The 26,104-nt window shown below is 67.3% G+C and carries 23 protein-coding genes and 4 tRNA genes; 12 read left to right on the forward strand and 15 right to left on the reverse strand.

What is annotated here, in order from left to right; genetic code table 11:
* Positions 1–84: 84 nt before the first annotated feature.
* The 5 genes from VMT40_RS02905 to VMT40_RS02925 all read right to left on the reverse strand — a co-directional run bounded on the left by VMT40_RS02905 (position 85) and on the right by VMT40_RS02925 (position 1,501).
* Positions 85–252, reverse strand: coding sequence for a hypothetical protein (locus tag VMT40_RS02905; protein ID WP_326309774.1), 168 nt, complete (start codon positions 250–252; stop codon positions 85–87).
* 198 nt (positions 253–450) lie between these two features.
* Positions 451–524, reverse strand: a tRNA-Phe gene (locus tag VMT40_RS02910).
* 36 nt (positions 525–560) lie between these two features.
* Positions 561–634: transfer RNA gene (locus VMT40_RS02915), tRNA-Asp, on the reverse strand.
* Positions 635–670: 36 nt separating this feature from the next.
* A tRNA-Glu gene (locus tag VMT40_RS02920) sits at positions 671–743 on the reverse strand.
* 92 nt (positions 744–835) lie between these two features.
* Positions 836–1,501: a TetR/AcrR family transcriptional regulator gene (locus VMT40_RS02925; protein ID WP_326309775.1), complete on the reverse strand. Its 666-nt coding sequence runs from the start codon at positions 1,499–1,501 to the stop codon at positions 836–838.
* A 1,167-nt stretch (positions 1,502–2,668) separates the two neighbouring features.
* On the opposite strand from VMT40_RS02925, the gene VMT40_RS02930 reads away from it, so the two are divergent.
* The 6 genes from VMT40_RS02930 to phoU all read left to right on the forward strand — a co-directional run bounded on the left by VMT40_RS02930 (position 2,669) and on the right by phoU (position 9,086).
* Positions 2,669–2,741: transfer RNA gene (locus VMT40_RS02930), tRNA-Lys, on the forward strand.
* Between the two features lie 136 nt (positions 2,742–2,877).
* Positions 2,878–3,465 (forward strand): DUF937 domain-containing protein, encoded by a 588-nt coding sequence (locus tag VMT40_RS02935; protein WP_326356414.1) that lies wholly within the window; start codon positions 2,878–2,880, stop codon positions 3,463–3,465.
* Positions 3,466–3,675: 210 nt separating this feature from the next.
* Positions 3,676–4,662, forward strand: coding sequence for an acyl-ACP desaturase (locus VMT40_RS02940; RefSeq protein ID WP_326309777.1), 987 nt, complete (start codon positions 3,676–3,678; stop codon positions 4,660–4,662).
* 124 nt (positions 4,663–4,786) lie between these two features.
* On the forward strand, positions 4,787–5,959 hold the full coding sequence (dusB, locus tag VMT40_RS02945; protein WP_326356415.1) for a tRNA dihydrouridine synthase DusB: 1,173 nt from the start codon (positions 4,787–4,789) through the stop codon (positions 5,957–5,959).
* 218 nt (positions 5,960–6,177) lie between these two features.
* Complete coding sequence (locus VMT40_RS02950; protein ID WP_326356416.1) at positions 6,178–8,304, forward strand: LCP family protein; 2,127 nt, start codon at positions 6,178–6,180, stop codon at positions 8,302–8,304.
* A 110-nt stretch (positions 8,305–8,414) separates the two neighbouring features.
* The gene (gene phoU / locus VMT40_RS02955; RefSeq protein WP_326356417.1) at positions 8,415–9,086 is read left to right on the forward strand and encodes a phosphate signaling complex protein PhoU; all 672 of its coding nucleotides are present in this window, start codon (positions 8,415–8,417) and stop codon (positions 9,084–9,086) included.
* 52 nt (positions 9,087–9,138) lie between these two features.
* Here the strand turns inward: phoU and VMT40_RS02960 are convergent, their stop codons facing one another.
* The 7 genes from VMT40_RS02960 to VMT40_RS02990 form a co-directional block, all read right to left on the reverse strand.
* Positions 9,139–10,743 carry an MFS transporter gene (locus tag VMT40_RS02960; RefSeq protein ID WP_442789920.1) on the reverse strand — a complete coding sequence of 535 codons (1,605 nt, stop codon included), beginning with the start codon at positions 10,741–10,743 and terminating at the stop codon, positions 9,139–9,141.
* A gap of 199 nt (positions 10,744–10,942) precedes the next feature.
* Positions 10,943–11,719: a phosphate ABC transporter ATP-binding protein PstB gene (gene pstB, locus VMT40_RS02965; protein WP_213558211.1), complete on the reverse strand. Its 777-nt coding sequence runs from the start codon at positions 11,717–11,719 to the stop codon at positions 10,943–10,945.
* Between the two features lie 12 nt (positions 11,720–11,731).
* On the reverse strand, positions 11,732–12,631 hold the full coding sequence (gene pstA, locus VMT40_RS02970; protein ID WP_326356419.1) for a phosphate ABC transporter permease PstA: 900 nt from the start codon (positions 12,629–12,631) through the stop codon (positions 11,732–11,734).
* Positions 12,628–13,599 carry a phosphate ABC transporter permease subunit PstC gene (pstC, locus tag VMT40_RS02975; protein WP_326356420.1) on the reverse strand — a complete coding sequence of 324 codons (972 nt, stop codon included), beginning with the start codon at positions 13,597–13,599 and terminating at the stop codon, positions 12,628–12,630. Before pstC ends, pstA begins: the two co-directional genes overlap by 4 nt.
* Positions 13,600–13,713: 114 nt before the next feature.
* Positions 13,714–14,832: a phosphate ABC transporter substrate-binding protein PstS gene (gene pstS, locus VMT40_RS02980; RefSeq protein WP_326356421.1), complete on the reverse strand. Its 1,119-nt coding sequence runs from the start codon at positions 14,830–14,832 to the stop codon at positions 13,714–13,716.
* 230 nt (positions 14,833–15,062) lie between these two features.
* Positions 15,063–15,959, reverse strand: a complete 897-nt coding sequence (gene mshD, locus VMT40_RS02985; RefSeq protein WP_326356422.1) for a mycothiol synthase — start codon at positions 15,957–15,959, stop codon at positions 15,063–15,065.
* Entirely contained in the window at positions 15,959–16,711 is a 753-nt protein-coding gene (locus tag VMT40_RS02990; RefSeq protein ID WP_326356423.1) for a winged helix-turn-helix transcriptional regulator, read from the reverse strand. The genes mshD and VMT40_RS02990 overlap by 1 nt, the downstream gene beginning before the upstream one ends.
* A 247-nt stretch (positions 16,712–16,958) precedes the next feature.
* Between VMT40_RS02990 and VMT40_RS02995 the strand changes: the two genes are divergently transcribed.
* From VMT40_RS02995 to VMT40_RS03020, 6 genes are all read left to right on the forward strand, one after another.
* Complete coding sequence (locus VMT40_RS02995) at positions 16,959–17,855, forward strand: LmeA family phospholipid-binding protein (RefSeq protein ID WP_326356424.1); 897 nt, start codon at positions 16,959–16,961, stop codon at positions 17,853–17,855.
* Entirely contained in the window at positions 17,852–18,337 is a 486-nt protein-coding gene (locus VMT40_RS03000) for a thioredoxin family protein (protein ID WP_326356425.1), read from the forward strand. Before VMT40_RS02995 ends, VMT40_RS03000 begins: the two co-directional genes overlap by 4 nt.
* 257 nt (positions 18,338–18,594) lie before the next feature.
* Complete coding sequence (locus tag VMT40_RS03005) at positions 18,595–19,077, forward strand: DUF4395 domain-containing protein (RefSeq protein WP_326356426.1); 483 nt, start codon at positions 18,595–18,597, stop codon at positions 19,075–19,077.
* A 61-nt stretch (positions 19,078–19,138) separates the two neighbouring features.
* A complete protein-coding gene (locus tag VMT40_RS03010) occupies positions 19,139–19,972 on the forward strand; it encodes a sulfurtransferase (RefSeq protein ID WP_326356427.1) in 834 nt (277 codons plus the stop codon).
* A gap of 6 nt (positions 19,973–19,978) precedes the next feature.
* Entirely contained in the window at positions 19,979–20,284 is a 306-nt protein-coding gene (locus VMT40_RS03015; protein ID WP_040854871.1) for a DUF1416 domain-containing protein, read from the forward strand.
* A 247-nt stretch (positions 20,285–20,531) separates the two neighbouring features.
* The gene (locus tag VMT40_RS03020) at positions 20,532–21,203 is read left to right on the forward strand and encodes an FABP family protein (RefSeq protein ID WP_326310308.1); all 672 of its coding nucleotides are present in this window, start codon (positions 20,532–20,534) and stop codon (positions 21,201–21,203) included.
* A gap of 336 nt (positions 21,204–21,539) precedes the next feature.
* Here the strand turns inward: VMT40_RS03020 and VMT40_RS03025 are convergent, their stop codons facing one another.
* From VMT40_RS03025 to cydB, 3 genes are read right to left on the reverse strand one after another with little or no spacing between them, the layout of a single operon-like run.
* Positions 21,540–23,189, reverse strand: coding sequence for an ATP-binding cassette domain-containing protein (locus tag VMT40_RS03025; RefSeq protein WP_326356428.1), 1,650 nt, complete (start codon positions 23,187–23,189; stop codon positions 21,540–21,542).
* Positions 23,186–24,994, reverse strand: coding sequence for a thiol reductant ABC exporter subunit CydD (gene cydD / locus VMT40_RS03030; protein ID WP_326356429.1), 1,809 nt, complete (start codon positions 24,992–24,994; stop codon positions 23,186–23,188). The genes VMT40_RS03025 and cydD overlap by 4 nt, the downstream gene beginning before the upstream one ends.
* Before the next feature lie 58 nt (positions 24,995–25,052).
* Positions 25,053–26,102, reverse strand: a complete 1,050-nt coding sequence (cydB, locus tag VMT40_RS03035; RefSeq protein ID WP_326356430.1) for a cytochrome d ubiquinol oxidase subunit II — start codon at positions 26,100–26,102, stop codon at positions 25,053–25,055.
* Positions 26,103–26,104: the final 2 nt, after the last annotated feature.

Genomic DNA, 26,104 nt, shown 5'->3' on the forward strand with positions numbered 1-26,104 from the left:
TTTTCTGGCTACGAAACCGTACCTGGTCAACCTGAGTGCCTCGTGAGCGCACCAACCAGTACGTCCACCCCCACCACTCCGGCGTCAGTCGTCCTCTTGATCGGACCGCCGATTCCGTTCTCGCACAATATCCAACGCCCGCTCCGCTGTCGCCTTGTCCGGGTACGGCCCCATCCGCTCCGCGAACCAGTGCTGCTTACCCTGCTCGGCCCGATGATGCTTGAGGCAGTAATACCACTGATCGTCAGCCATGAATCCAGCATGGCACCAAGATCAGAAGCACAGACAGGAAAACACGCTAAGGATGCACGATTCGGACTGATCGACCCCGGGAGCGGGGGTCCGGGGGCGGAGCCCTCCGGCTGGGGTGTGGGGGCTTGGCCCCCACAAGTTATACGGAGAGAGCCCCGGCTCGCGCTTTCCGCGAGCAGGGGCTCCCTGCGATCGAAGTGGCCAAGGCCGGGATCGAACCGGCGACCTTCCGCTTTTCAGGCGGACGCTCGTACCAACTGAGCTACCTGGCCGAAAGGCACCCGATTCGAATGCCAAGCGTTGTACTGCGACCCTGACGGGACTCGAACCCGCGACCTCCGCCGTGACAGGGCGGCGCGCTAACCAACTGCGCCACAGGGCCTTGCTACTTGCTCCGACAACCATGTTTCCATGGTTGTACCCCCTACGGGATTCGAACCCGCGCTACCGCCTTGAAAGGGCGGCGTCCTAGGCCGCTAGACGAAGGGGGCCCGCCGGATCTCTCCGGACCGTTTGCTCAACGGCTTCCGTTGGGAGCGGAGATAGCTTATGACAGGCTCCGCGTTATTCCCAAATCAGCTGGTCAGAGTCCCAAGTTGAGATCTTCGAGCTTTGCGGACACCCGCCAGCCGGTGCGGCGGAACTCCTCGGTCCACTCCGGTGTCGCGGTGGCGTCCACGATCACCTCGAGCGCCTCGGCGAAGCGCGCCCGCAGATCCACCGGACCCGAGAGCACATCGGAGATGTAGCGCTGACCGGCCAGCGCCGCCGCCAAGGTGCGGGTGAAGCGGTCCGGATCGGAGTCCGGTCGCAACTGCTTGTGCTCGGCGGCCTTCACCGCGAGCTGCCGGATGGCACGCCCGAGGATCCGGGCCCCGCCGGCCTGGATGTCGCGATAGAACTCCGGCTCGATGATGAGCCGGAACTCGGCCTGGATGATGATGTCGTTCTCCAGCCGTAAGGCGATCTCGTCGATCATGCCGTGCAGCACGTCGAGCGGACCGAGATCGGTTCTGGCAAGCCATCTTTCGGTCGAGACGCGATAGCGGTCGACCGCGGCCTCCAGCACCGCGCGCGCCAGATCCTCCTTGGAGTCGAAGTGAAAGTACATGGCCCCCTTGGTCGCCCGGGAGCCTTCCAATATGCGGTTGAGCGATGCAGCGGCATAGCCGCTCTTCCCGAACTCAACGGCGGCGGACCTGATGATCGCCGCGCGTGTCCGGCGGGCCCGCTCTTGCTGCCGTGCCATGCTCGAAACGCCTCCGAAGCTAGCTAACCGTCGCCGACCGGATACCCGGCCCCGACGCAAAGTTACGTGTCTTTCAAATACTTCAAATGGGGCTTTGCCCCGAATTACCAAACCTTTGGTACGAAAAAGCGCGAAAAACTTGAAACACACCAACTGGTATAGTTTTTCCCGCCCGGGTGCACCGCAGGGGGTGCGCACCCGGGCGATCACGTCGTTTCGGTCCGCCTCCCCGCAGCTTCATCTGTTGGAGCCGCGATCGGCCAGACCGGTCGCGACACGTTCGGGCACTTCAACGATAAGCCGAATCCCGTGCCGCCGGGGCAATCCCGGTTCTTCGGGAATTCACCAGTCGGTCACCGTACCCGGAAAGCGCACCCAGCGTGAGGTGTACCGGAAAGTCAGTTAGCCAGCACACCCCCTTTCGAAAACCGCAATTTCCCAGCAATCGTATGGACGATTGGTCCGAATCGACGAATTCGCCCATATACCACCGATGTTGGGCACACCGATCACCCCGGCGCGCGCCGTCCCCGCCGACGCCGCATCGCCGTCGAGCCGCCGCCCACATCCCTGCGGCCGCTCCGACCGATCCCCACCCCCTGCTCCAAATTGGTTGCCACGCATCACCATTGGATGATATTCACACTCCGGCGCCACGAAACAAATTGAGTGGCAAGGTGATTGCCGGGCGATTGGGCGGCATCGGCCAGCGCCCGCTTACCGCGAGGGTCCGGAACCACCGGCCCGTGGAAACCCACCGGAACTCGGGCACGGCTCAGCCGCACCGCCACTCCGCCCCACCCACACTCCGCGCCGACCCCTTTGGTCCCCCGGGTCCGCGTTTTTGCGATCCGACACCGTCTCGCGGTGCCGCACCGACCGGTCCGCACCCTCACAGAGCCACATCGTCCCCCCAACGCACCCCCTCGAGATAGCGAGCCCGTTCGATCGGCACGACCGGTCACCCCAACGGCACGTCGCGTCATCCCCTACCTCACCCGCACCACGCCCCACCGCACCCCGCACCACCACTCCGCCGGTTACCCGCGCCGCTGCGCCCGTAGCCCGACGAAACCAACATGACCTGCGCAAACACCATCTGCCAGACCACAATCGGATACTCGTTTAACACTTACGGGGTCGGCCCATTAAACTGACGTCCCGCACGCCCCTATAGCTCAGTTGGTAGAGCTACGGACTTTTAATCCGCAGGTCCCAGGTTCGAGCCCTGGTGGGGGCACAGGTATGCGGAGGGGCCCGGAATCGTACCGCCGGGCCTCTCGCCACATCCGCGAATCTGTGGCAATCTGTCCGGATTTCACCTACGGTGACGTGAGCAGAGCTTTTCCCGGGCACCATCACCTCAGGCGGAGTTCATGACTTCCTTCGATGACCTGCTCTCCACTGTCCCCGTCGCACAGATCGCCGAGAAGCTCGGCGTCGACGAGGCCACCGCGAAGACCGCGATCACCGCGGCCGTCCCCGTGCTCCTCGGGGGATTCCAGGCACAGGCTGGCAATCCCGAGTCCGGTCTGAATCTGGAGAACGAAGTCGCCAACCAGCCGCATGCGCTACTCGACGGCGGTGTCGACATCAATCAGGTAGATGTGAACAACGGCAACCAGATCGTCGATCAGACCTTCGGCGCCGAGAAGAACACCGTGCTCAGCGCGCTCGGCAATGTCGGCGGCAGTGCCATCAGCCAGGATCTGATGGGCAAGCTGCTGCCGATGCTCGCGCCGATCGTGCTGGCCTACCTCGGCAAGAAGGCCCTCGGCGGTGGTGGCGGCGCGGCCGCGCAGTCCGGCGGCGGCGGTATCGGCGACATCCTCGGTAGCCTGCTGGGTGGGGCCACCGGAGGAAACAAGAGCGGCGGCCTGAGCGACATCCTGGGCAAGGCCGTGGGCCAGAACGCGGGCAACGTCCTCGGCAATGTGCTGGGCGGTTTGCTGGGCAAGAAGTGATGACGCATCCGAAAGCGATGCGCGGCTAACGAACTGCGGCCCACGGCGATACACCCGTCGCTGTGGGCCGTTGTCTTATGACATCCCTCACCCGCACCGCAATGCTGCGCATGTGAGTTTCACATCACCCTACGGTCACGTAAGGTATGGGCGCGGCGGCAGGCCGGCGAGGGTACGACAGCACGACGCACGAACACGAAGGGCACATGTATGGCAAAGGATCTGACTCAACTCGAGCTGCTGACGGAGTTGGAGCCGGTTGCCGCGGAGAACGTCAATCGCCACCTCTCCCTGGCCAAGGAATGGCATCCGCACGACTACGTGCCGTGGGATGAAGGCCGCAACTTCGCTGCCATGGGTGGTGTGGACTGGGATCCCGAGCAGTCGAAGCTGAACGAGGTCGCCAAGGCGGCCATGATCACCAACCTGCTGACCGAGGACAACCTGCCCTCCTACCACCGTGAGATCGCCGAGAACTTCTCGCAGGACGGCGCCTGGGGCACCTGGGTCGGTCGCTGGACCGCCGAGGAGAACCGCCACGGCATCGTCATGCGCGACTACCTCGTCGTCACCCGCGGCGTCGACCCGGTCGCCCTCGAGCAGGCCCGCATGGTCCACATGACCAACGGATTCGCCTCTCCCACCGAGGAACTCGAGAAGATTCCGGGCAGCGCCGGATTCCTGTTCTCGGTGGCGTACGTGACGTTCCAGGAACTGGCCACCCGCGTCAGCCACCGCAATACCGGCAAGGTCTGCGACGACCCCATCGCCGACCGCATGCTGCAGCGCATCGCCGCCGACGAGAACCTGCACATGATCTTCTACCGCAATATGTGCGGTGCGGCCCTGGACCTCTCGCCGGACCAGACCCTCGAGGCCATCACCCTCATCCTCGAGAACTTCCAGATGCCCGGCGCGGGAATGCCCAACTTCCGTCGCAATGGCGTGCTGATGGCCAAGCACGGCATCTACGACCTGCGCCAGCACCTCGAGGAGGTGGTGAACCCGGTGCTCAAGAAGTGGAAGATCTTCGAGCGCAACGACTTCACCGCCCGCGGCGAGGAGACCCGCGAGCGCCTGGGCAACTTCCTCGAGAAGCTGTCCAAGGACGTGGTGAAGTTCGAGGAGCAGCGCGACCGCATGCTGGCCCGCGAGGCCGCCAAGCGCGAGAAGGAACTGGCCGCCACCGGCAGCTGACGGCCCGACCGATGCCCACGGCCCCCTCCGAATGCCGATTCGGAGGGGGCCGATGGTGTGATCGGCGGCACTGCGCGGGGTACGCGGCTCTGGCCCGGTAGGCGCGGATGAGAGACTGGACGACGTGACTGCCTCGCTAGCCGCCCCCGAGACCGATTCGGTCGGGGCCCCCAGGACCGAGTTGCGGATCGGGCCCTACCCGCTCGACCCGCCGGTGGTGCTGGCTCCCATGGCGGGTATCACCAATGTCGCGTTCCGCACCCTGTGCCGGGAGTTCGGCAGCGCCACTTCGCTGTACGTGTGCGAGATGATCACCGCGCGCGCCATTGTCGAGCGCAATGAGAAGACGCTGAACATGATGGCCTTCGGGCCGGACGAATCGCCGCGGTCCATGCAGCTCTACGGCGTGGATCCCAAGACCCTCGGCGAGGCCGTGCGCATCGTTGTCGGCGAGGGCTGGGCCGATCACATCGATATGAACCTGGGCTGCCCGGTGCGCAAGGTGACCCGGCTCGGCGGCGGCTCCGCCCTGCCGTACAAGCGCCGCCTGTTCCGCGAGATCGTGCGCGAAATGGTCTCCGCCGCAGGCGATGTGCCGGTCACCTTCAAGTTCCGCATCGGCATCGACGACGAGCACCACACCTATCTCGACACCGGACGGATCGCGGAAGAGGAAGGCGCGGCGGCGGTTTCGCTGCACGCCCGCACCGCCGCGCAGCTCTACTCCGGCCAGGCGGACTGGAGCCACATCGCGCGGCTCAAGGAAACCGTCACCACCATCCCGGTGCTCGGCAACGGCGATATCTTCACCGCCGACGACGCCCTGCGCATGATGGCCGAAACCGGTTGCGACGGTGTGGTTGTCGGCCGCGGCTGCCTGGGCCGCCCGTGGCTGTTCGCCGAACTCAGCGCCGCCCTGCGCGGTGAGCCGATTCCCGCGGGCCCCACCCTCGGCAAGGTCGGCGAGATCCTCTACCGCCACGCCGCCCTGCTCACCGAGCACGACGGCGAGGACAAGGCCATGCGCGACATTCGCAAGCACATGGCCTGGTACCTGATGGGCTTCCCGGTCGGCTCGGCACTGCGCCGCCAGTTCGCCACCGTCACCAGCCTGGCCCAGATCGGTGACCTGGTCGCCCAGCTCGATCCGGACGTGCCGTTCCCGGCCGACGCGCTGGGCCCGCGCGGCCGACAGGGTTCCCCGCAGACCAAGGTCGCCCTCCCCGACGGCTGGCTCGACGACCCGGAGGACGCCACCGTTCCGACCGCGGCCGATGTCATGCACTCCGGCGGCTGATCGGCCGCACCTTCGGCTCGATCGAATTACGCCCGGCGCAGCTCCCGGGTGTAGCGCCGACACCCTGGCACACTTTTCTGACGCGCCCCTCCGGGCTCCGAAATAACCCGACAAAGCACCAAAATCGGACCTACCTCGGTGGACATGCGTTCGAATGGCCCACCGTGGCGAAATCGTTATCATGGCCCTCGGTATCAAGAGCGAAATGAGGTTCGTTGGTGGGTGACGATCGGTACGGGCGTACGCCACGGCCCGGAGGTCGCGCCCCCTGGGAGCGCTACCCGGCGGACACCGACGAGTCGGCGCGCACGGGCCGTCGCTCCCGGCACACCGACGAATCCGACTCCGCCTCCGGATCGCTCTCGGTGCAGGACCTCGTGGATCGGGTGGACAGCGAGCGGCAGACCCGCCGCCGCCGACGCGCCGAGGCGAACGATCCGGCCGATTCGACTCCCGTGCAGCGGGAACCGGCCGTCCCGTCGGACCCCGTGACCGCCGAGGAATCCCTGCCCGCCAATGGTTCCGCGCAAGCCAATGGTTCCGCGCCCGCGGCGACCACCGGCGCGCAGCGGACCGCGCGCGACACCAGTCACCTACGCCGGGTGGCCAATGCGCCCGGCACCGGAGGCAACCGGGCGGTACCGCGCCCGGCCCCTCCGACCGCCGACCCCGTCACCGAGGAACTACCCCCGGTACAGGCGGCCACGCCGCCCTCGATCCCGCCCGCCGAGCGCGCCAAGGCGCTGCTCTCGCGAAAGATCTTCTCGCCCGCCGACTATCCGACCACCGCGCTGCCCGCCGCGGTGGGAACCGAACCGGCCAAGCGCATTTCACCCGCTCGCCGACGCCGCAACCGCCGCATGGCGCTGGCCGGTCGCGCCACCCTCGCCATCGTCGCGGTCATCGCGCTCATCGTCACCGGCGGCGGCTGGAGCTATCTGCGCGCCAAAGACAACAACTTCCAACAGGTTTCCGCGCTCGACGACAACTCCCCCGACGTGGTCGACGCCGACGGGCAGACCGGCGACGAGAACTTCCTCATCGTCGGCACCGACACCCGTGCGGGCGCGAACGGCCAGCTGGGCGCGGGCACCGAGGACGATGCCGAGGGCGCCCGTTCCGACACCGTCATGCTGGTCAACATCCCCGCCAGCCGGGCACGCGTGGTGGCCGTGTCCTTCCCGCGCGACCTGGATGTCACCCGACCCGACTGCGAGGGCTGGGACAACGGCAAGGCCGCCTACACCGGGCAGAAGTTCCCGGGCGCCGCGGGCGACAAGCTCAATGCCACCTACGCCCTGGGCGGGCCCAAATGCCTGACCAAGGTGATCACCAAGATGTCCGGCCTGAAGATCAATCACTTCGTCGGCATCGACTTCTCCGGCTTCGAATCCATGGTCGACGTGGTCGGCGGCGTCGAGGTGTGCACCACCAAGCCGCTGGTCGACGACGTCCTCGGCACCGTGCTCACCACCCCGGGCAGGCAGGTCGTGAACGGTTCCACCGCACTGGATTACGTGCGCGCCCGCCACGTCTACGGCGAGGAGCGCAGCGACTACGACCGCATCAACCGGCAGCAGCGCTTCCTGTCCTCGCTGTTGCGCAGCGCGCTGTCGAGCAAGGTGCTCTTCGATCCGGGCAAGCTCAACGGGTTCATCAACGCCTTCGCCCAACACTCGTTCATGGACAATGTCAGCACCAAAGACCTGCTGACACTGGGCCGTTCGCTGCAGAAGATGCAGGCCGGGAACATCACCTTCCTGACCGTGCCGACCGCGGGCACCACCTCCTACGGCAATGAGATTCCGCGCGAATCCGATATCAAGGCGATCTTCCGCGCCATCATCGACGATCAGCCGCTGCCCGGCGAGAAGAAGACCGACGCCCCCGCCAGCACCAGCGCCGCCCCGGCCCCGAAACCCAAACTGTCGGCGGTGGATCCGAGCACCGTCTCCCTGCAGGTGTCCAATGGTTCGGGCCAGGCGGGCATCGCGGGCACCACCGCGACCAAGCTCGCCAATCAGGGCTTCCAGATCTACAGCACCGGCAACTACGCCGACGGCGTCTCCGCCAAGACCAAGGTCCGCTACTCCGGCGGGCACGAGGCCGAGGCCGGGACCGTGGCCAGCGCCATCCCGGGCGCGGTCCTGGAACAGGCGAGCGGACTGGGCAGCATTGTCGAGGTGGTGGTCGGCTCCGACTACACCGGCACGGTGAAGGCCCCGACCGCGTTCGGCCAGACCCTGCCCGACACGCCGAGCGATGCCGGAGGCCCGAGTGCGCCGCCGGTCACACTTCCGTCCGATCTGGAGCATGTGAACGCGGCCGACGACATCTGCAAGTAAGGGGCAGTCCCACTCACCGGAACTGCGGCGACTTTGCTGGGACCGACCGGCACCCACGGTTAACCCGCAGTTGGTGACTTGGTCAGCGGTGCGCACTAATGTCTTGACCTATGCGTGTCATCTACAACGAACAAATGGCCGAGCTCGCCGATCTGCTCGGCGGCATGGCCGGGCTCGCCGGATCGGCGATGGAGCGGGCCACCCAGTCCCTGCTCAACGCCGATCTCGAGCTGGCGGAGCAGGTGATCAGCGAGTACGACCGCATTGCCGAGATGATTCAGCTGGCCGAGGAGAAGGCCTTCGCCCTGCTGGCCCTGCAGGCACCGGTCGCCGGTGATTTGCGGCAGGTCGTCAGCGCGATCCAGATCGTCGCCGATGTGAACCGGATGGGCGTGCTCGCGCTGCACGTCGCCAAGATGACGCGCCGTCGCTTCCCGGCCCACGCCGTGCCGGAGGCCGTGAACAGCTACTTCGCCGAAATGGGCCGGGTCGCCGTGAAGATGGGCGCCACCGCCAAGGAGGTGCTGGAGTCCCGCGATCCCGAGCGGGCCGCCAAGCTCACCGACGACGACGAGGCGATGGACGATCTGCGCAAGCACCTGTTCACGCTGATCATGGATCGCGACTGGCAGTTCGGCGTGGCCTCGGCCGTCGACGTGGCGCTGCTGGGCCGCTACTACGAGCGGTTCGCCGACCACGCCGTCGAAATCGGCCGTCGGGTCGTCTTCCTGGTCACCGGCGTGCTGCCGCCGGACCCGGATTCGGAAAAAGAGAGCATCTGAGAAACCGAAAGGGTTTCCGGCAGGCCCGGAAACCCTTTCGTTTCACCGCGTGTCAGTCCTCGTCGGACTCGCGCCAGCCCATCAGCACCGAACTTCCCTGCTCCACCCGCCACGGAAGCGTCGCGGCCACGATGACCGCGCACACGACCAGGGTGCCGACCGCGATATAGGACGCCGCCTCGGCCCCCTGCATGGCCGCGACCTTCATGGCCTCGATGAGATTCGTCTTCGCCTGCGCCAGGAGCGGATTCACCGGCGCCTTCACGATCTCCAGCACGCTGATCGGCGTATTGCTCGCCAGCTCCTTCTGATGCGGGTTCATGATCTGATCCGGAATCGCGGTGATCTTGCCCGCGATATTGGTGCTGTAGACCGAGGCCATGACCGAGCCCAGCAGTGCCACCCCGAGCGCGCCACCCACCTCACGCGTGGTGTCGTTGACCGCGGATCCCGCGCCCGCCTCTGCCAAAGGCACCGCGCCCATGATGGATTCGGTCGCCGGGCCCTGAACCACCGCGAATCCCAGGCCCATCAGGATCATGGACACCACAACCGGTCCCAGATAAGGGGTTTCGACCCGGGTCTGACCCGCGATGTACATGGCCACCGCCAGGATCAGCAGCCCGGACACCACCATGGCCGTGGTGCCCAGCCGCTGCGCGAGCATGGTCGCGATGGGTGCGCCGAAGCCGACCGCCACCGCGAAAGGCAGCGAGTGGATGCCGAATTCGAGCGGCGAGAGCTCCTTCACGCCCTGGAAGTACTGGGTGATCAGGAACAGGAAGCCGAACGCGGCGAAGTAGGACACCGTGATCGCCAGCGACGGCAGCGCGAAGCGGCGGTTGCGGAACAGCCGCATGTTCAGCACGGGGGTGGGCGTGCGCAGTTCCCAGGCCACGAACGCGGCCAGCAGGACGGCCGAAACGAGGTAGCCCACCAGGCTTTGGGTGGCGAACCAGCCGTGCTTGGGTGCCTCGATGATGGACCACACCAGCGCGGTGACCGCGGCCAACGAGAGCACGACGCCGACGCGGTCCAGCCGATCCACGTGGTCCGCACGGGATTCCGGCAGGGTCAGCAGCGCCGCCGCGATGGCCACCAGCGCCACCGGGACATTGATCCAGAACACCGAATGCCAGGAGAAGTACTTCAGCAGCCAGCCGCCCACGGTCGGACCGATGGCGACCGCGACGCCCGCCATGGCCGTCCACAGCGCGATGGCCGCGGCCCGTTCGCGTTTGGCGGTGAAGATATTGGTGATCAGCGCCAGCGTGGCCGGGAAGACCACGGCCGCGAACACACCCATGCCCGCCCGCGCCGCGATGACCTGGCCGAGCCCGCTCGACAGCGCGCCCGCCGCCGACATGACCGCCACACCGCTCAGACCGATGATCATGAACCGCCGCCGCCCGTACCGATCGCCGAGGTGTCCCATGGCGAGCAGCAGGCCGGAGAAGGCCAGGGTGAACGCGTCCACGATCCACTGCAGCCCGCTCATGTCGGCCCGCAGCTGCACCGCCATGGACGGCAGGGCCACGTTCACCAGCGTGTTGTCCAGTACGACAAGCAGTTCCGCGAGACAGATGGCGACCAGCGCCGCCACCTTCGCCCGCTGCGACAGCCCCGTCGCGGTCCGTCCGGATCCCAGGCTCGCCATTGAGACGGTCATCCGACACCTCCTTACTAAACCGATCGGTTTACCAGCAAGCCCAGAGTAACCGTGACGGACGGTCCCACACAATTGCCCGCGCCCAATATGACGCGCGCCACACAGCGCCCGCTCACCGCGCGTGACCTGCGCAAACAAAACGACCCCTGCCAAATGGCAGGGGTCGTAGACGCCGGAGAGTCGATGTTTATCCGAAGCGGCCGGAGATGTAGTCCTCGGTCTGCTTCTGCGACGGGTTGGAGAAGATCTTCTCGGTCTCGTCGATCTCGATGAGCTTGCCGGGCTTGCCCTGCGCCTCGAGGTTGAAGAATGCCGTCTGGTCACTCACGCGCGCGGCCTGCTGCATGTTGTGGGTGACGATGACGATGGTGAACTCCTTCTTCAGCTCGGTGATCAGATCCTCGATCGCGAGCGTGGAGATGGGGTCCAGGGCCGAACACGGCTCGTCCATGAGCAGCACGTCGGGCGACACCGCGATGGCGCGGGCGATGCACAGGCGCTGCTGCTGACCGCCGGACAGGCCGCCGCCCGGCTTGTCCAGTCGGTCCTTGACCTCGTTCCAGAGGTTGGCGCCGCGCAGCGACTGCTCGGCCACCTCGTCCAGCTGGCCCTTGTTGCGCACGCCCTGCAGCTTCAGCCCGGCCACCACATTGTCGCGAATCGACATGGTGGGGAACGGGTTCGGCCGCTGGAACACCATGCCGATGGTGCGGCGCACGCCGACCGGATCGACCTGGGCGCCGTAGATGTCCTCGCCGTCGAGCAGCACCGCGCCCTCGACGCGGGCCTCCGGGGTCACCTCGTGCATGCGGTTGAGCGCGCGCAGCACGGTCGACTTGCCACAGCCGGAGGGACCGATGAACGCGGTCACGCTGCGCGGCAGCACCGTCAGACCGACATTGGCGACGGCGTGGAACTTGCCGTAGTAGATATTGAGGTCTTTGACGTCAATTCGCTTGGCCATCAGTCTTTCCTTCTATCGGTTCCGCGTCAGCAGCTTGTTGACCGCCGCGGCGGCGACGTACAGCAGCGCGATGATCAGGATCAGGGTCAGCCCGGCGCCCCAGATGCGCTCGCGACCGGCGGGCGTCGGGTTGGACAGCTCCTGGTACATCAGCAGCGGAAGCGAGGCCATATTGCCGTGGAAGACATCGAAGTTGATGGCCTTCGAGTAACCCACCAGCACCAGCACCGGCGCGGTCTCACCCATGACGCGGGCGACGGCCAGCAGCATGCCCGAGATCATGCCCGGCGCGGCGGTCGGAATCACGATCCGCACAATGGTTTTCCACTTGGGAATGCCGAGAGCGTAAGAGGCCTCGCGCAATTCGTCCGGAACCAGCTTGAGCATCTCCTCGGTGCTGCGCACCACCACCGGCAGCATGAGCAGCACCAGGGCCAGCGACACCGCGAAGGCGCTCTGCGGGAAACCCAGGGTGGCGATCCACAGCGCGAAGATGAACAGGGCGGCCACGATCGAGGGCACACCGGCGAGGATGTCCACCATGAACGTGGTGGTCTTGGCCAGCCACCCGCGCCCGTACTCGACCAGGTAGACCGCGGCCATGATGCCCAGCGGCACCGCGATGATGGCGGCCATGCCCGCCTGGATCAGCGTGCCGTAGATGGCGTGGTAGACGCCGCCCGCATGCGATTCCGGCAGCACGCCGTTCTGCGACATGCTGAACCAGCCCGAGCGGGTCAGGGCGACCGCGCCGCGCTGGAGCACGACGTAGAGCACCCACAGCAGCGGCACCAGGGCGATGCCGAAGCACAGCCACACCACACCGGTCGCGACGTTGTTCTTGATCCGCCGCCCGACGCTCACGTGCCGGAAGGTCGGCGCCTTGATCGGCTTGTCGAGTGTGGTCGTCATCCGTTGACCTTCCCGCCCGCCACGAGTCGAGCCAGTGCGTTGACGACGAACGTCAGGGCGAACAACACGAAACCGGCGGCGATGTAGGCGCCGGTCGGCAGCTTGGAGCTGAATTCCGAAGCGGCCGAGGCGATCTTGGAGGCGAAGGTGTAGCCGCCGTCGAACAGCGACCAGCTCCCGGCCTTGGTCGAGGTGCGCAGCACGATGAGGACCGCGATGGTCTCACCGAGCGCGCGACCCAGGCCCAGCATGGAACCGGCGATCACGCCCGAGCGGCCGAACGGCAGCACGGTCATGCGCACGACTTCCCACTTGGTGGCGCCCAGCGCCTGCGCCGCCTCGATGTGCATGCGCGGGGTCAGGCCGAAGACCTCACGGCTGACCGAGGTGATGATCGGCAGGATCATCACCGCGAGCACCACGCCCGCGGTGAAGATGGTGCCGCCACCGGCAATGCTGACATTGCCGTCGGAGAACAGGAACAGCCAGTTCAGGTGCTTGTTCAGGAAGTCCTGGAAGGGGCTCAGCTTGGGAGCCACGACCAGGACGCCCCACAGACCGAACACGATGGACGGCACCGCCGCCAGCAGGTCCACGATGATCGAGAACGGCCGTGCCAGCGCCTTCGGCGAATACTGCGTCAGGAACAGCGCGATGCCCACCCCGATCGGCACCGCGATCGCCAGCGCGAACAACGAGCTCAACACCGTGACCATGAACAGGTCCTTGATGCCGAAGCGCAGGTTGTTGTCGTCCTTGACGTTGAACTCGGTGGCGGTGAAGAAGTTCGCCTTGTTCGCCATGATCGAGGGCCACGCCCGGATCAGCAGGAACAAGGCGATCAGGGCGATGGCGGCGACGATGATTCCACCGGCGGCCGTGGCCGCCGAGCGGAACGCGAACTCCGCGCCGAACTTCTTGGGTGCGCCGCGCCCCGCGGCCGGTGTGGTGCTGGGTTCGGTCGGCATCAGCGCAGTATCCCCCGGCAGTTGGGCACGGTCTTCCCGCGGGTCGGTCGAAACGGACAGACCCGCGGAGGCAGCTTCGTCGTGCACGGTCATCGTGTTTTTTCGATCAGGCGATCAGGAAATGGCGTTGATCGCGGTGGTGAGCTTGGTCTTGAACGCGTCCGGCAGCGGCACGTAGCCCGCGTCGGCGAGACCGGTCTGACCGTTGCCGACGGCCGAGGTCAGGAACGCCTTGACGGCCTTGGCGGTGTCGGCGTCGCTGTACTTCGAGCAGACGATCTCGTAGGTGGCCAGCATGATCGGGTAGGCGCCACCGGTGGTGGGCTTGTAGATCGAGCTGTTGTCCAGCACCAGGTCGTTGCCCTCGCCCTTGACCTTCGCGGCGTCGACGGCCTTGGCGGCGGTCTCGGCGGTCAGCTCGACCGGCTTCGGGTCGTTGGAGGTGGCGGTGGTCAGCACGCGCACGGTGGACAGCTTCTGCGCCTTGGCGAAGGACCACTCGGTGTAGGTGATGGTGAACTTGGTGTTGGCGACCGCGGCCGAGGTGCCGTCCGAACCCTTGGCGCCCTCACCGGTGCCACCGTTGAACGCCTTGCCCGCGCCCTTGGTGTAGCCACCGGCGGCGGTCAGGTACTTCTGGAAGTTGTCGGTGGTGCCCGACTCGTCGGAGCGGAAGATCACGCCGATCTTGTCCGAGGGCAGCTTGTCGGCCTTGTTGGTGTTCAGGGCCTTGATCGCCTGGTCGTTCCAGGTGGTGATGTCACCGGAGAAGATCTTGGCGATGGTCGGCGGGTCGAGGACCAGGTCGTCGATGCCGGGGACGTTGTAGGCGACCGCGATCGGGCCGAAGACGGCGGGCAGGTTCCACGCCGGGCTGCCACAGCGGGCGGCGGCCTTGTCGGTCTCACCCTTGGCGGCGTCCAGCGGCGAGTCCGAACCGGCGAAATCGGTCTGGTTGCCGAGGAATTCGTTCACACCCGCGCCGGAGCCCGAGCCGGTGTAGTCCAGCTTGGCACCGCTGCAGTTGGCCTGGTACGCGGCGACGAAGCGATCCATCGCGTTCTTCTGCGCGGTCGAGCCGCTGGCCTTGAGCGACGACTTGCCGCCACACGCGACATTGATCTTGGAGGTGTCGCCACCACCGGCGTTGTTGTCACTGCCACACGCGGACAGGGTCAGGGCACCGGCCGCGGCCAACACACCGAGCAGGGCGCTGCTGCGCTTGAGATTCACCTATTCCTCCGGGAATCACGGTTGCACGTCCAACCCCTCAACGGTCGGACGGGCGCTGATCTGGCGGCTGTTCGCTGCGAACTAGCGCACCGGGCAACGGAATGCGGCCCACTTGCAACGTAGGGGCGCTCGGTTGACAGTTGGACCTGGGTAGGTGAACGAGAGATGAACAACCCACCCCGATTGCGGCGTACGTTATGTGACATTAGCCGCACTGTTGCCGGGCGTAATTACGACACGGCGGAGTAGGCGACGTCGATGTGGAATCGGGTGAAATCGAGCCGGGTGTAGGTGTGCACGGCGGCCGTGTTGTCGCCCTCGGTGTAGAGCAGCACCGCGCCGAGACCGCGGTCCTTCAGATAGTGCAGACCGTCGAGAGTGAGCAGCCGACCGAGACCGCGGCCCTGCGCCGCCGGATCGATGCCGACGACATAGACCTCGCCGATCGGCGGGTTCTCCTCGGAATGCACCTTGGTCCAGTGGAATCCGAGGATGCGCTGCGGATCGGCCGGGTCGACGGCGATGAACAGACCCTTGGGGTCGAACCAGGATTCCGCGCGGCGGGCCGCGATATCGCGCTCGGTCCAGCCACCCTGTTCGGGATGCCAGGAGAAGGCCGCATTGTTGACGCGGAGCAGTTCGGCGTCGTCGGAAGGCCCCGCGTAGGTGCGCAATTCCAGACCGTCCGGCACGATCAGCTCGGGTAGCTCAGCGTTCGCCAGTTCCCGTCGCATTTGCCACAATTCGCGCGAAACGGACAGTTTCAGCCGGGCCGCGACGGCCTGCGCGGGCGGCAGATTCCCGTGCGCCCAGACCCGCGTCCCGGGGCCACCGGCCGCCAGCGCCGCGGCCACCAGACCGGCGCCGATGCCCTGTCCGCGGGCGGCGGGATCGACCGCGACCTCCGCCATGGCCGGGTGTTCCCCGTGCGCGGGAACGAGATTCGCGTAGCCCGCCACCGCGCCGTCCCGAATGTCCACCAGATGGCGTGCGGGAGAATCGTTTCCGAGCGAGAGCACGGCCTGCTCCGACACGGGTGCGACCCCATCGGCGGCGGTGGCACGCTCCAGCACGGCCTTCACCGCCGCGGCGGTCTCGGGGGACAGCCGGTCGGTCCAGGAAGTCATCAGAGCGTGCCGTTCGCCGTCGTCAGTTCGGAGTCGTCGCCATCGGCGTCGGGGAAGGTGACCGCGTCGCCCTTGCCCGCCGACCGCGACGGGCGCACCGCCTTGTAGCCGACATTGCGGACCGTGCCGATGAGCGATTCGTACTCGCTGCCGAGCTTGGCGCGCAGGCGTCGCACGTGCACGTCCACGGTGCGGGTGCCACCGAAGAAGTCGTAGCCCCAGACCTCCTGCAGCAGCTGCGCGCGGGTGAAGACCCGGCCCGCGTGCTGCGCGAGGTATTTCAGGAGCTCGAACTCCTTGTAGGTGAGGTCGAGCGGGCGGCCGCGCAGCCGCGCGGTGTAGGTGCCCTCGTCGATCACCAACTCACCCAGGGTGATCTTGCCGGTGTTCTCGGGGCTGGCCACGCCGCCGTTGCGGGCCACCAGCAGCCGCAGCCGGGCATCGAGTTCGGCGGGTCCGGTGCCAGGCAACAGGATGTCGTCCAGTCCCCAGTCCGCGTTCACCGCGACCAGACCGCCCTCGGTCAGCACAGCCACCACCGGCACCGAGGATCCGGTGCTGCCCAGCAAACGACACAGGCCGCGCGCGGCGGCCAGATCGGTGCGGGCATCCACCAGCGCCACATCGGCGGATCCCGCCTCGAGCAGGGATGCCACCTCGGTCGGCGCGGGCCGCACATGGTGCGGTAGCAACGCCAGCGACGGCAGCACCGCCTCGGGGTTGGGGTCGGAGGTCAGCAGGAGCAGCTCCATGGGGGCCCTCCATCCCATCTGGCATGTGTGTGGCTACCGCACTGTCGGCCACTACCCCATGCAGGTCATCACAGGTAATCGCTGCCTACATTAGCGTGTGTGGACCGACAGGCTCGTATCTCGGGGCACCGTCGCTACCAACCGGTCCGGTCCACCTGTCTTTCATTTCCTTTTCACCGGCCCGCGACCTGCCCGTGTCGCACCTCGACCCCCGATCGCCCCGCCCTCGCCGACTAGTGTGCAGGCTATGCGTTTCCGGAGGCTCCTCATCGGATTGCTCTGCCTGGCAGGGCTGGCCGTGCTGCTCGACTTCGGGGTGGCGGCCTACTCCGAGTACCGGGTGTCGCGGCTGTTGCGCACCGGTTCGAACCTGAGCGCCGACCCGGCGATCAACTTCCAGGAATCGCTGCGGCATCCGTTCGTGGTCCAGGCCATGGACGGCGACTTCCTCGGCATGGGCATCGGCGCCCGGACCATGCGCTCGGACATTCCCGGCCAGATCTCGGTCGAGGCCGACCTGACGGGCATTCACCTGAGCATGCGCAATCTCATCGACGGCAATGTGCGCAAGGTGCCGGTGGACGAGGTGACCGGACGCGTTCGGTTCGAGCCGACCGAACTCGGCCGCCTGTTCCAGATTCCGGATCTGCAGGTCTACGGGCCTTACGCCGACAGCTCCGATATCCCCGCCGACGCGGATGCCGCCGCCTCCACCGCGACCCCGACCAAGGTCGCCGCCCTCATCCTGCAGGGCACCGTGCCCATCGGCCCCGACGCCGACGCCGTCTCGGTCACCGACCCGCGCGATGACGGCCGAGACCACACCACCAAGAAGACCAATGCGGTCAAGGTGCACGTGCTGGCCGAGATGCGGCTCGACGGCGACCAGATCCGCATTACCGCCACCGCGATCTCCGGCCGGGATCTGCAGGCCGACACCGATTCCGTGCTGCCCGGCCAACAGCGGACCGTCGTCCCCGAACAGGATCGGCCCGCGGTGCTGGCCCACTTCACCCGCACCATCGACATCAAGAACATGCCGTTCGGGATGGCGCCCGCCAAGGTGCAGGCCAGCGGCGGGCAGCTGGTGGTGACGGGCACCGCCTCCGATACGACCGTCGATCTGAATCGGCTACAGCCGTGATCGCGCTCGCGATCCTCGCGGTCTTCCTGCTCGCGGCGCTCGTCGTGGGAATCCTGGTGCGCCGCAATGAGGGCCGGGTGCGCGCCACCGCGAGCCCCGCGAAACCGTCCACCGCGGCCACCGCGAATCCGCCGGAGGCCGAATCGAATCGGGCCGCGCTGCTGACCGCGGCCGGTGTGGTCGCGGGCCGACCCACCGTGCTGCACTTCTCCGCCGACTGGTGCGGCCCGTGCGCCGCGGTGCGCCGGGTGGTCGCGGGCGTGGTGGCCGAACTGGCCGACACCGAGCACCCGCCGCTGGATCTCGAGGTCGATATCGACGCCAACCCGGCGCTGGCGCGGGAGCTCAATGTGCTCTCGCTACCCACCACCTTCGTCTTGGATTCTCGAGGATTGGAACGCTTCCGGATCTCCGGCGTTCCGAAGGCGGCGGATCTGCGCACGTCATTGGGGCCTTTAACGGTCTCGGGCTCCGCCGAGTGATCAGCATTACGGACCCGGGGTCCAATTTCCCCCGAAAATTGGGTAAACTCCCCCACGTGCAATCCAACCGCGAGCTGATGCTCACCCGACGCCGCACGGTAGACCTGTGTCGGCTCGGTGGTTGTTGCTGCCTGTGCCGCTAGCCGGTCGGCCTTTCGTATTCCTTTGTCGCCGACCGGATTTGTCCCCCGCTGTCGAGAGATCACATCGATCCTCCGGCGCTCTGGCCAATACCCCTTCCGCACAGGAGTACTCCCATGTCGAACCCTCAGCAGAGCCCCTTACCCAACGGTCAGGTCGATGTTCGAGGCCCGCGTTTCGCGGCCTGGATCACCACCGCCGTATTGGCCCTCGTCCTGATCGTCGCCGTCTTCTCCGTCCCCGCCGCCACCGTGCTGCTGGCCCTGCAGGCCATCGTGTTCGGGCTGAGCGCCGCCTACGGTCCGCGCCATAGCCCGTACGGCCGGATCTACGCGGCCGCCGTCGCGCCCCGGATCGGTGCGCCGACCGAGCTGGAACCCGTTGCGCCGCTGCGGTTCGCGCAGCTGGTCGGTCTGGTGTTCGCGGTGCTCGGCGTGCTCGGGTTCGCGGCGGGCAGCACCGTGGTGGGCGCGATCTTCACCGGTTTCGCGCTGTTCGCGGCGTTCCTGAACGCGGCCTTCGGAATCTGCCTGGGCTGCAAGATCTATCCGCTCGTCGCGCGGTTCCGCACCACCGCGACCTCCAACTCCTCCGTATAACCACCACCTCAACCACACACGAACGCACCGCCGCTCCTGGCACCGCATCGAAAGGAACAACATGGCTCGCTCCGATGTCCTGGTCTCCGCAGACTGGGTCGAAGAGAACCTGAACACCCCGGGCGTCGTCCTCGTCGAGGTCGACGAGGACACCTCGGCCTACGACCTCGGCCACATCGAGGGCGCGGTGCGTCTGGACTGGAAGAAGGATCTGCAGGACCAGGTCCGTCGCGACTTCGTGAACCAGGAGCAGTTCTCGGCTCTCCTGTCCGAGCGCGGCATCGCCAACGACGACACCGTCGTGCTCTACGGCGGCAACAACAACTGGTTCGCGGCCTACGCCTACTGGTACTTCAAGCTCTACGGCCACCAGGACGTGAAGCTGCTCGACGGCGGACGCAAGAAGTGGGAGCTGGACGGCCGCCCGCTGACCAAGGACGTCAAGGTCCGCCCGGCCACCGACTACAAGGCCTCGGCGCAGGATCTGTCCATCCGCGCCTTCCGTGACGAGGTCATCGAGGCCATCGGCACCAAGAACCTGGTCGACGTGCGCTCGCCCGACGAGTTCTCCGGCAAGATCCTGGCCCCGGCCCACCTGCCGCAGGAGCAGTCGCAGCGTCCGGGCCACATCCCGTCCGCCATCAACGTCCCGTGGTCCAAGGCCGCGAACGAGGACGGCACCTTCAAGAGCGACGCCGAGCTGGCGGAGATCTACAAGGAGGCCGGTCTGGACGGCGAGAAGCAGACCATCGCCTACTGCCGCATCGGTGAGCGTTCCTCGCACACCTGGTTCGTGCTGCAGGAGCTGCTGGGCCACCAGAACGTCAAGAACTACGACGGGTCCTGGACCGAGTACGGGTCCCTCGTCGGTGCACCGATCGAGTTGGGAGCGTAATTACCTATGTGTGCTGCACCTACCCAGGGCCAGGCCCTGCCCGCCAATGTCGATGTCGAGAAGGAGACGGTCATCACCGGCCGCGTCCTGACCGCTGACGGCCAGACCGTCGGTGGCGCGTTCGTCCGCCTGCTGGACGGCAATGGCGATTTCACCGCCGAGGTCGTGGCCTCGGGCACCGGTGACTTCCGCTTCTTCGCCGCGCCGGGCACCTGGACGCTGCGCGCGCTGTCGGCGTCGGGCAACGGCACCGTCGAGGTCTCGCCGGAGGGCGCGGGCATCCACAACGTGGACGTCACCGTCGCCAAGTAAGCGGCGAATTATCAAGAACGGCCCCGGGATTCATGATCCCGGGGCCGTTCTCGTCTCGGCCCGAGATTTTCCCGGGGTCGTTCTCACCTGATCTCGCCGGTGGGATTAGACTCCGAGACGTGGTGCTTACCTTCGAGATTCTGCTGGTCATCTGCTCCGTGCTGATTGCCTGGTTCGGTCTGTACGTCCTCTACCGGCTGTTCACCGAGTCGTGACAGATCCGGCCCACGAGCACATCGAAAACGGAGTGGCCAACGGTTCGTCGTCGACGACGCCGATCGTTCGCCACGAGGAGGGCCGACGCAGCGGTGACCAGGCGGTCGCCGATGCTGCCGAGCGGGCCAAATCGACCGGGGTGCTGAACGTTCCGACGCTCCCGGATCTGCCGCTGCCCGTCGACACCGCGAACCTGCGGCTGGGCCCGGACCTGAGTTCCTCCATGCTCGCGCTGCTGCCGCTGGTCGGTGTGTGGCGCGGTGAGGGCGAGGGCAACGAGCCCGAGACCGGCGACTACCGCTTCGGTCAGCAGATCATCGTCTCCCACGACGGCGGCGACTACCTGACCTGGGAGGCGCGCTCCTGGAAGCTGGACGCCCAGGGTCAGTACGCGGGCCCGGATCTGCGCGAGAGCGGCTTCTGGCGGGTCGGCATCGACGGTGACGACGAGGTGCTCGAGCTGCTGCTCACCCACTCGTCCGGCATTGTCGAGCTGTTCTACGGCCAGGCGCTCACCCAGTCCTCCTGGGAGCTGGCCACCGACGTGGTGATCCGCAGCCAGTCCGGCATTGTGGTCGGCGGCGCGAAGCGGCTCTACGGCATTGTCGAGGGCGGCGACCTGGGCTACGTCGAGGAGCGCATCGCGGCGGACGGCGCCCTGGAGCCCCGGCTCTCGGCCCGCTTGCAGCGCTACATCGGGTAGCAGATTCGACGAAGCCCCGTCGACCGATTGGTCCGACGGGGCTTTCTCGTATACGGGTGTCCCGGAAAAGGGTACGGCCCCCGAGTTGTATCGGCGGAGGATGCAACATTCTCACGCTGATCCGGCCGGACAGGCCGTAACTCGGGGGCCGGGTGGCTGCCTTGGATTCGCGAGGGCTCGCGCGATCGGAATCCGATTGCAGCGGTAGCGCCTAGCTGGCAGCCACCTCACGCGTCCTAGAAATCATTCTCGAACCACCTCCTTCCTGTGTACCGACGAAATTAGTCGGTTGAGCCAGAGGCGGCAACGTATTTTCTCGCACTGCGAAACCGCAGGTCAGGCGGGAATAAATCGATCGATCGAGACGGCACCGCCCGGCTGGACGCGAACGATGGTGTCGGCCTTGGCCTCCGGTGGCAGCTGATGGGTGACCACCACGACCGTCCGGTCCCGATCCACCAGGCCGCCGGATTCGTCCAGCAGGCGGCACAGCAGTTCCGCACCCGCCTCGGCCTCCAGGTGTTCGGTGGGCTCGTCCAGCAACAGCACGCGAGCCGGGGAGAGCAGGGCGCGGGCCAGCAGGATACGGCGGCGCTGACCGCCGGACACCGCGGCCGCGCCGCCGACCAGGTCGGTCTCGACCCCGTCGGGCAGGGAGTCCAGCCAGTCCCCGGCTCCGACTGCGCGCAGGGCGCTTTCGGCCTCCGCCACGGTGATGTCGCCGCGCGCCACCCGCAGATTCTCCAGCACCGTGGTGCCGAACAAGTGCGCGTCCTCGGCGAAGAAGGTGACGCCCGGACGGGGCGTGTCGAAGAGTTCGGCCCACGCCATGAGCAAGGTGGTCTTGCCCGCGCCGCTGGGACCGACCACCGCGATGCGACGCCCCTCGGGCAGTGGCGGGAACGTCGGTGCGGGAGTATCGGATTCAGCGCGCTCGAGCCGGTCCAGGCGGTGCAGGGCGGCGCGGCCGGTGGTCAGGGCCTGAGCGGCGGCCGGGAGGACCGCGACCGCCTCGAAGGCGGACAGCGGCACCAAGACCAGCACCGTCAATGCCATGGGTGTGATGCCACCCGGCGCGACGGTCTGGAAGCCCGCCGTCGGAATGGGAGTCCCGCTGCCGTACAACACGATTCCGATCAGGAGTGCGCCGAGCACGCTCGCCCCGATGGACAGCGGCAGCACGGCGGCCGCCCACGCGCCGCGCGCGGCCGCCCGGTCCTCGGCGGCCACGGCGCGCTGTCCCGCGGCCCGGGCGAGGCCGACCGCGTCGGAAAGCCGTCCCGCGACCCGCAATTCGGGGGCGTGGTCGAGGACGGTGAGCGCCTCGGCGGTGAACTCGGTGCGATCCGCCTTGACCGCCAGCTCCGCCTCGCGGGCCGCCCGCGCCGACAGCCACGGCGCGATGATCCCCGAAAGACCCAGTGCCACTGCCAGAATCACCGCCGCGAGCACCGAAATGCTCGCCAGCAGCCCCACGGCGAGCAGCGACAGGATCAGTGCCACGGCGATGGGCACGAACGCGCGCACCACCACGGCCCCGAGATCGTCGATATCGCTCATGACCCGGCCGAGCAGTTCACCGCGGCGCAACTGGGTCGGATCACCCTGCCGGACTTCGGCTTCCGGGCTTTCGGCCAGGGCACCGGTCCGCCGGGGCCGCCAGATATCGGCCCCCGCCAGCGCGCGATAGGTGGTGGTCCGCGCCGTGGTCATGGCCCGCAACGCCACATCGTGGGTGGCCAGGCGTTCCAAATATCGGCACAGCCCACGCGAGATGCCCAGGGCGCGCACCGTCACCACCGCAAGGCTCAAATCCAGCACCGGCGGCATCTGCCACGCCCGCGCAATCAGCCAGGCCGCCAAGGCCGCCAGCCCCAGCCCACTGCCGAGCGCCAGCACCCCCCACCCCACCGACAGTGCCATTCGCCCCCGCGACAACTCGAGCAACTCCCGAATCCGCCGGAAGTCGGCCAGTACCGCCCTCATCGTGCCGACACCTCCACCGGTCCCGAACCCAGCGCGGCATATTCATCCGCATCGGCCGAAAACCTCTCCGCCACAACCTCTCGGACGCCGATCTCCTGCCCCGGCTCCGCGGGGACGGAGGAGTGGACTTCGACGATGTGATCGGCGATCGCCAGCACGCTCGGGCGGTGCGCGACCACCACCACGGTCGCTCCGGCGCGGGCGCGGGCGGTCAGGGCCGCGAGCACCGTTGCCTCGCTGGCGTCGTCGAGGTGGGCGGTGGGTTCGTCGAGGAGCAGGATGGAGCGGGGCGCGGCGAGGGTGCGGGTGAGGGCCAGCCGCTGGCGCTGGCCGAGGGACAGCCCCAGGCCGCCCGCGCCCAGGACGGTGTCCCAGCCGTCGGGAAGGTCGGCCAGGACCGCGTCGAAACCCGTGGCCGCGCAGGCGGCCTCGATCTCGCGGGTTCCGGCGGGCGGGCCCAGCAGTTCGAGGTTCTCGCGCAGCGTGCCGGGGAGGAGAACGGGCCGCTGGGGCAGCCAGGCCAGGTAGGACCACCAGTCGTCCGGGTCCAGGTCCGGGACGGGTATGTCGTCGACCAGTACCGTTCCGGAGTCGGGGGTGAGCAGGCCCAGAATGGCTTGCAGTGCGGTCGATTTCCCGCAGCCATTGGGTCCGGTGATCACGGTGACGCGACCGGGCTGGATGTCGGCGGAGAGCCGGTCGGGGGCGTATCCGTCGCGGGCCCGCACGGAGAGATTTCGAATGTCGATGTGGCCACGCGTATTTCGTCGAACCGGTGGCGGCGCGGCGGCGACAGCGGGGCGGTCGGGTACGTCGGTGTCGGGCTCGATGATCGCGAAAGCCCGTTCGGCGGCGGCCATTCCGTCCCGGGCCGCGTGGAAGCGTTCGCCGACGGCCCGCAGCGGCAGATAGACCTCGGGGGCGAGGATGAGCGCCAGCAGGCCCGCGTACAGGCCCATGTGGCCGAAGACCAGTCGCATGCCGATGGAGACGGCGACCAGCGCCACGCAGAGGGTGGCCAGCATTTCCAGGACCATCGACGACAGGAAGGCCAGGCGCAGGGCCGACATGGTCCTGCGGTGCAGCACCTCACCGAGCTCGCGCACCCGGCCCGCCATGCTGCGCGATGAATCACCCACTCCCCCTGCCGTTTCGCGGCCCAGGGCGCGCAGCGTCGGCATCCCGGCAAAGAGATCGAGGAGTTGATCCGAGAGCCGGGTCGTGGCCGCGAGGGTGTCGGCGGACTTCCCCTGGGTGAGCAGCCCGATCAGGATCATGAAGATCGGGATGAGGGGCAGGGTGACGAAGATGATCGCGCCGGAAACCCAATCGTGCACGGCGATCACGGCCAGCACTACGGGCGGGACCAGGGTGGCCAGGATCAGCGCGGGCAGGTACCCCGCGAGATAGGCGCGCAGTCCGCTCAGGCCGGAGCCGACCACGACCGCGATTTCGGTTCTGCGGCTTTCTAATTCGCGAGGCGGCAGGTGTGCCCCGGCGTCGAGGACGGCCGTCTCGAGTTCGGCGACGACCTGCGCCCCGGCCCGGTGGGCGAGGCGGGACTGCCACCAGGTGGCCGCCACCCGGCAGCCGACGGCCAGCGCGAAGACCACCAATTCGACTGTCCAGGAATCGATCCGGCGGTGGTCCGGTTCGGTGATGACACCCGCGAGAACCCGCGCCAGCGCCAGCGCGCCGATGACGATGCACCCGGTGGTGATCAGCGAGAGGCCCACACTCAGTCCGAGATACCGCCGCGCCGAGCGGGCATGCCGCCACAGTCGCGGGTCCACCGGTCGTGCCATGGTCGATCTCCTCTACGAAAACGGGCGCACCGTCGATTGCGGTGCGCCCGTTCCCCATTCAGCTCTTGGCGGTTTGCATGGGCAGCCCGATCGGAGCCGGGATCTGCTCCATGGTGAGCCGCTTGCGGAACACCCAGTACGTCCAGGCCTGATAGACCAGCACGACCGGGACCAGTGCCACCGCGACCCAGCTCATCACCACCAGCGTGTAGTGCGTCGAGGACGCCGACACGGTGCCGTCGCGTCCGTCCACGGTGAGGCTGAACGCGTCATTGATGGTGGACGGCAGCACATCCGGGAACAGCGACCCGAACAGCAGCACGGTGGCCGCGGCAATGGTGACGGCGGTGCCGGTGAAGGCCCAGCCGTCGCGCCCCTGGCTGGCCGCGAAGCCCGCCACCACGAGTCCGATCACGGCCAGCACCAACGGAATCCAGGTCCAGCCCTGCCCGTAGGCGAGCTGGGTCCAGATGCCGAAGGCCGCCACCACCACGGCGGTGGGCACGAACAGCAGGCGGATGATCCGCTGCGCGTCGTCGCGCACGTCATTGCCGGTCTTGAGCGCGATGAACACCGCACCGTGCAGCAGGAACAGCAGCAGCGTGGTGAGCCCGCCGAGCAGCCCGTACGGGTTGAGCAGGTCGAACAGATTGCCCTCGATCCGCTTGTGCTCGTTGAGCTGCACGCCGTGCACGATATTCGCGAAGGCCAGGCCCCAGGCCAGCGCCGGGATCCAGGAGCCGAGCGCGATGCCGATATCGCACCAGTTGCGCCAGCGCGGATCATTGATCTTGCCGCGCCATTCGATGGCGCACGCCCGCGCGATCAGCCCGACCAGAATGAGCAGCAGCGCCAGGTAGAACCCGGAGAACAGGCTGGCGTACCACTCCGGGAAGGCCGCGAACATGGCGCCGCCGCCGGTGAGCAGCCACACCTCGTTGCCATCCCACACCGGCCCGATGGTGTTGAGCACCACGCGCTTCTTCACCTCGTCGCCGCGCCCGATGATGGGCAGCAGCATGCCGACGCCGAAGTCGAAGCCCTCCAGCACGAAATAGCCGGTGAACAGGACCGCGATCAGCAGAAACCAGAATTCAGGGAGACTCATCC

Source organism: Nocardia sp. CDC160 (genome assembly GCF_035818795.1).
Lineage (GTDB): Bacteria > Actinomycetota > Actinomycetes > Mycobacteriales > Mycobacteriaceae > Nocardia.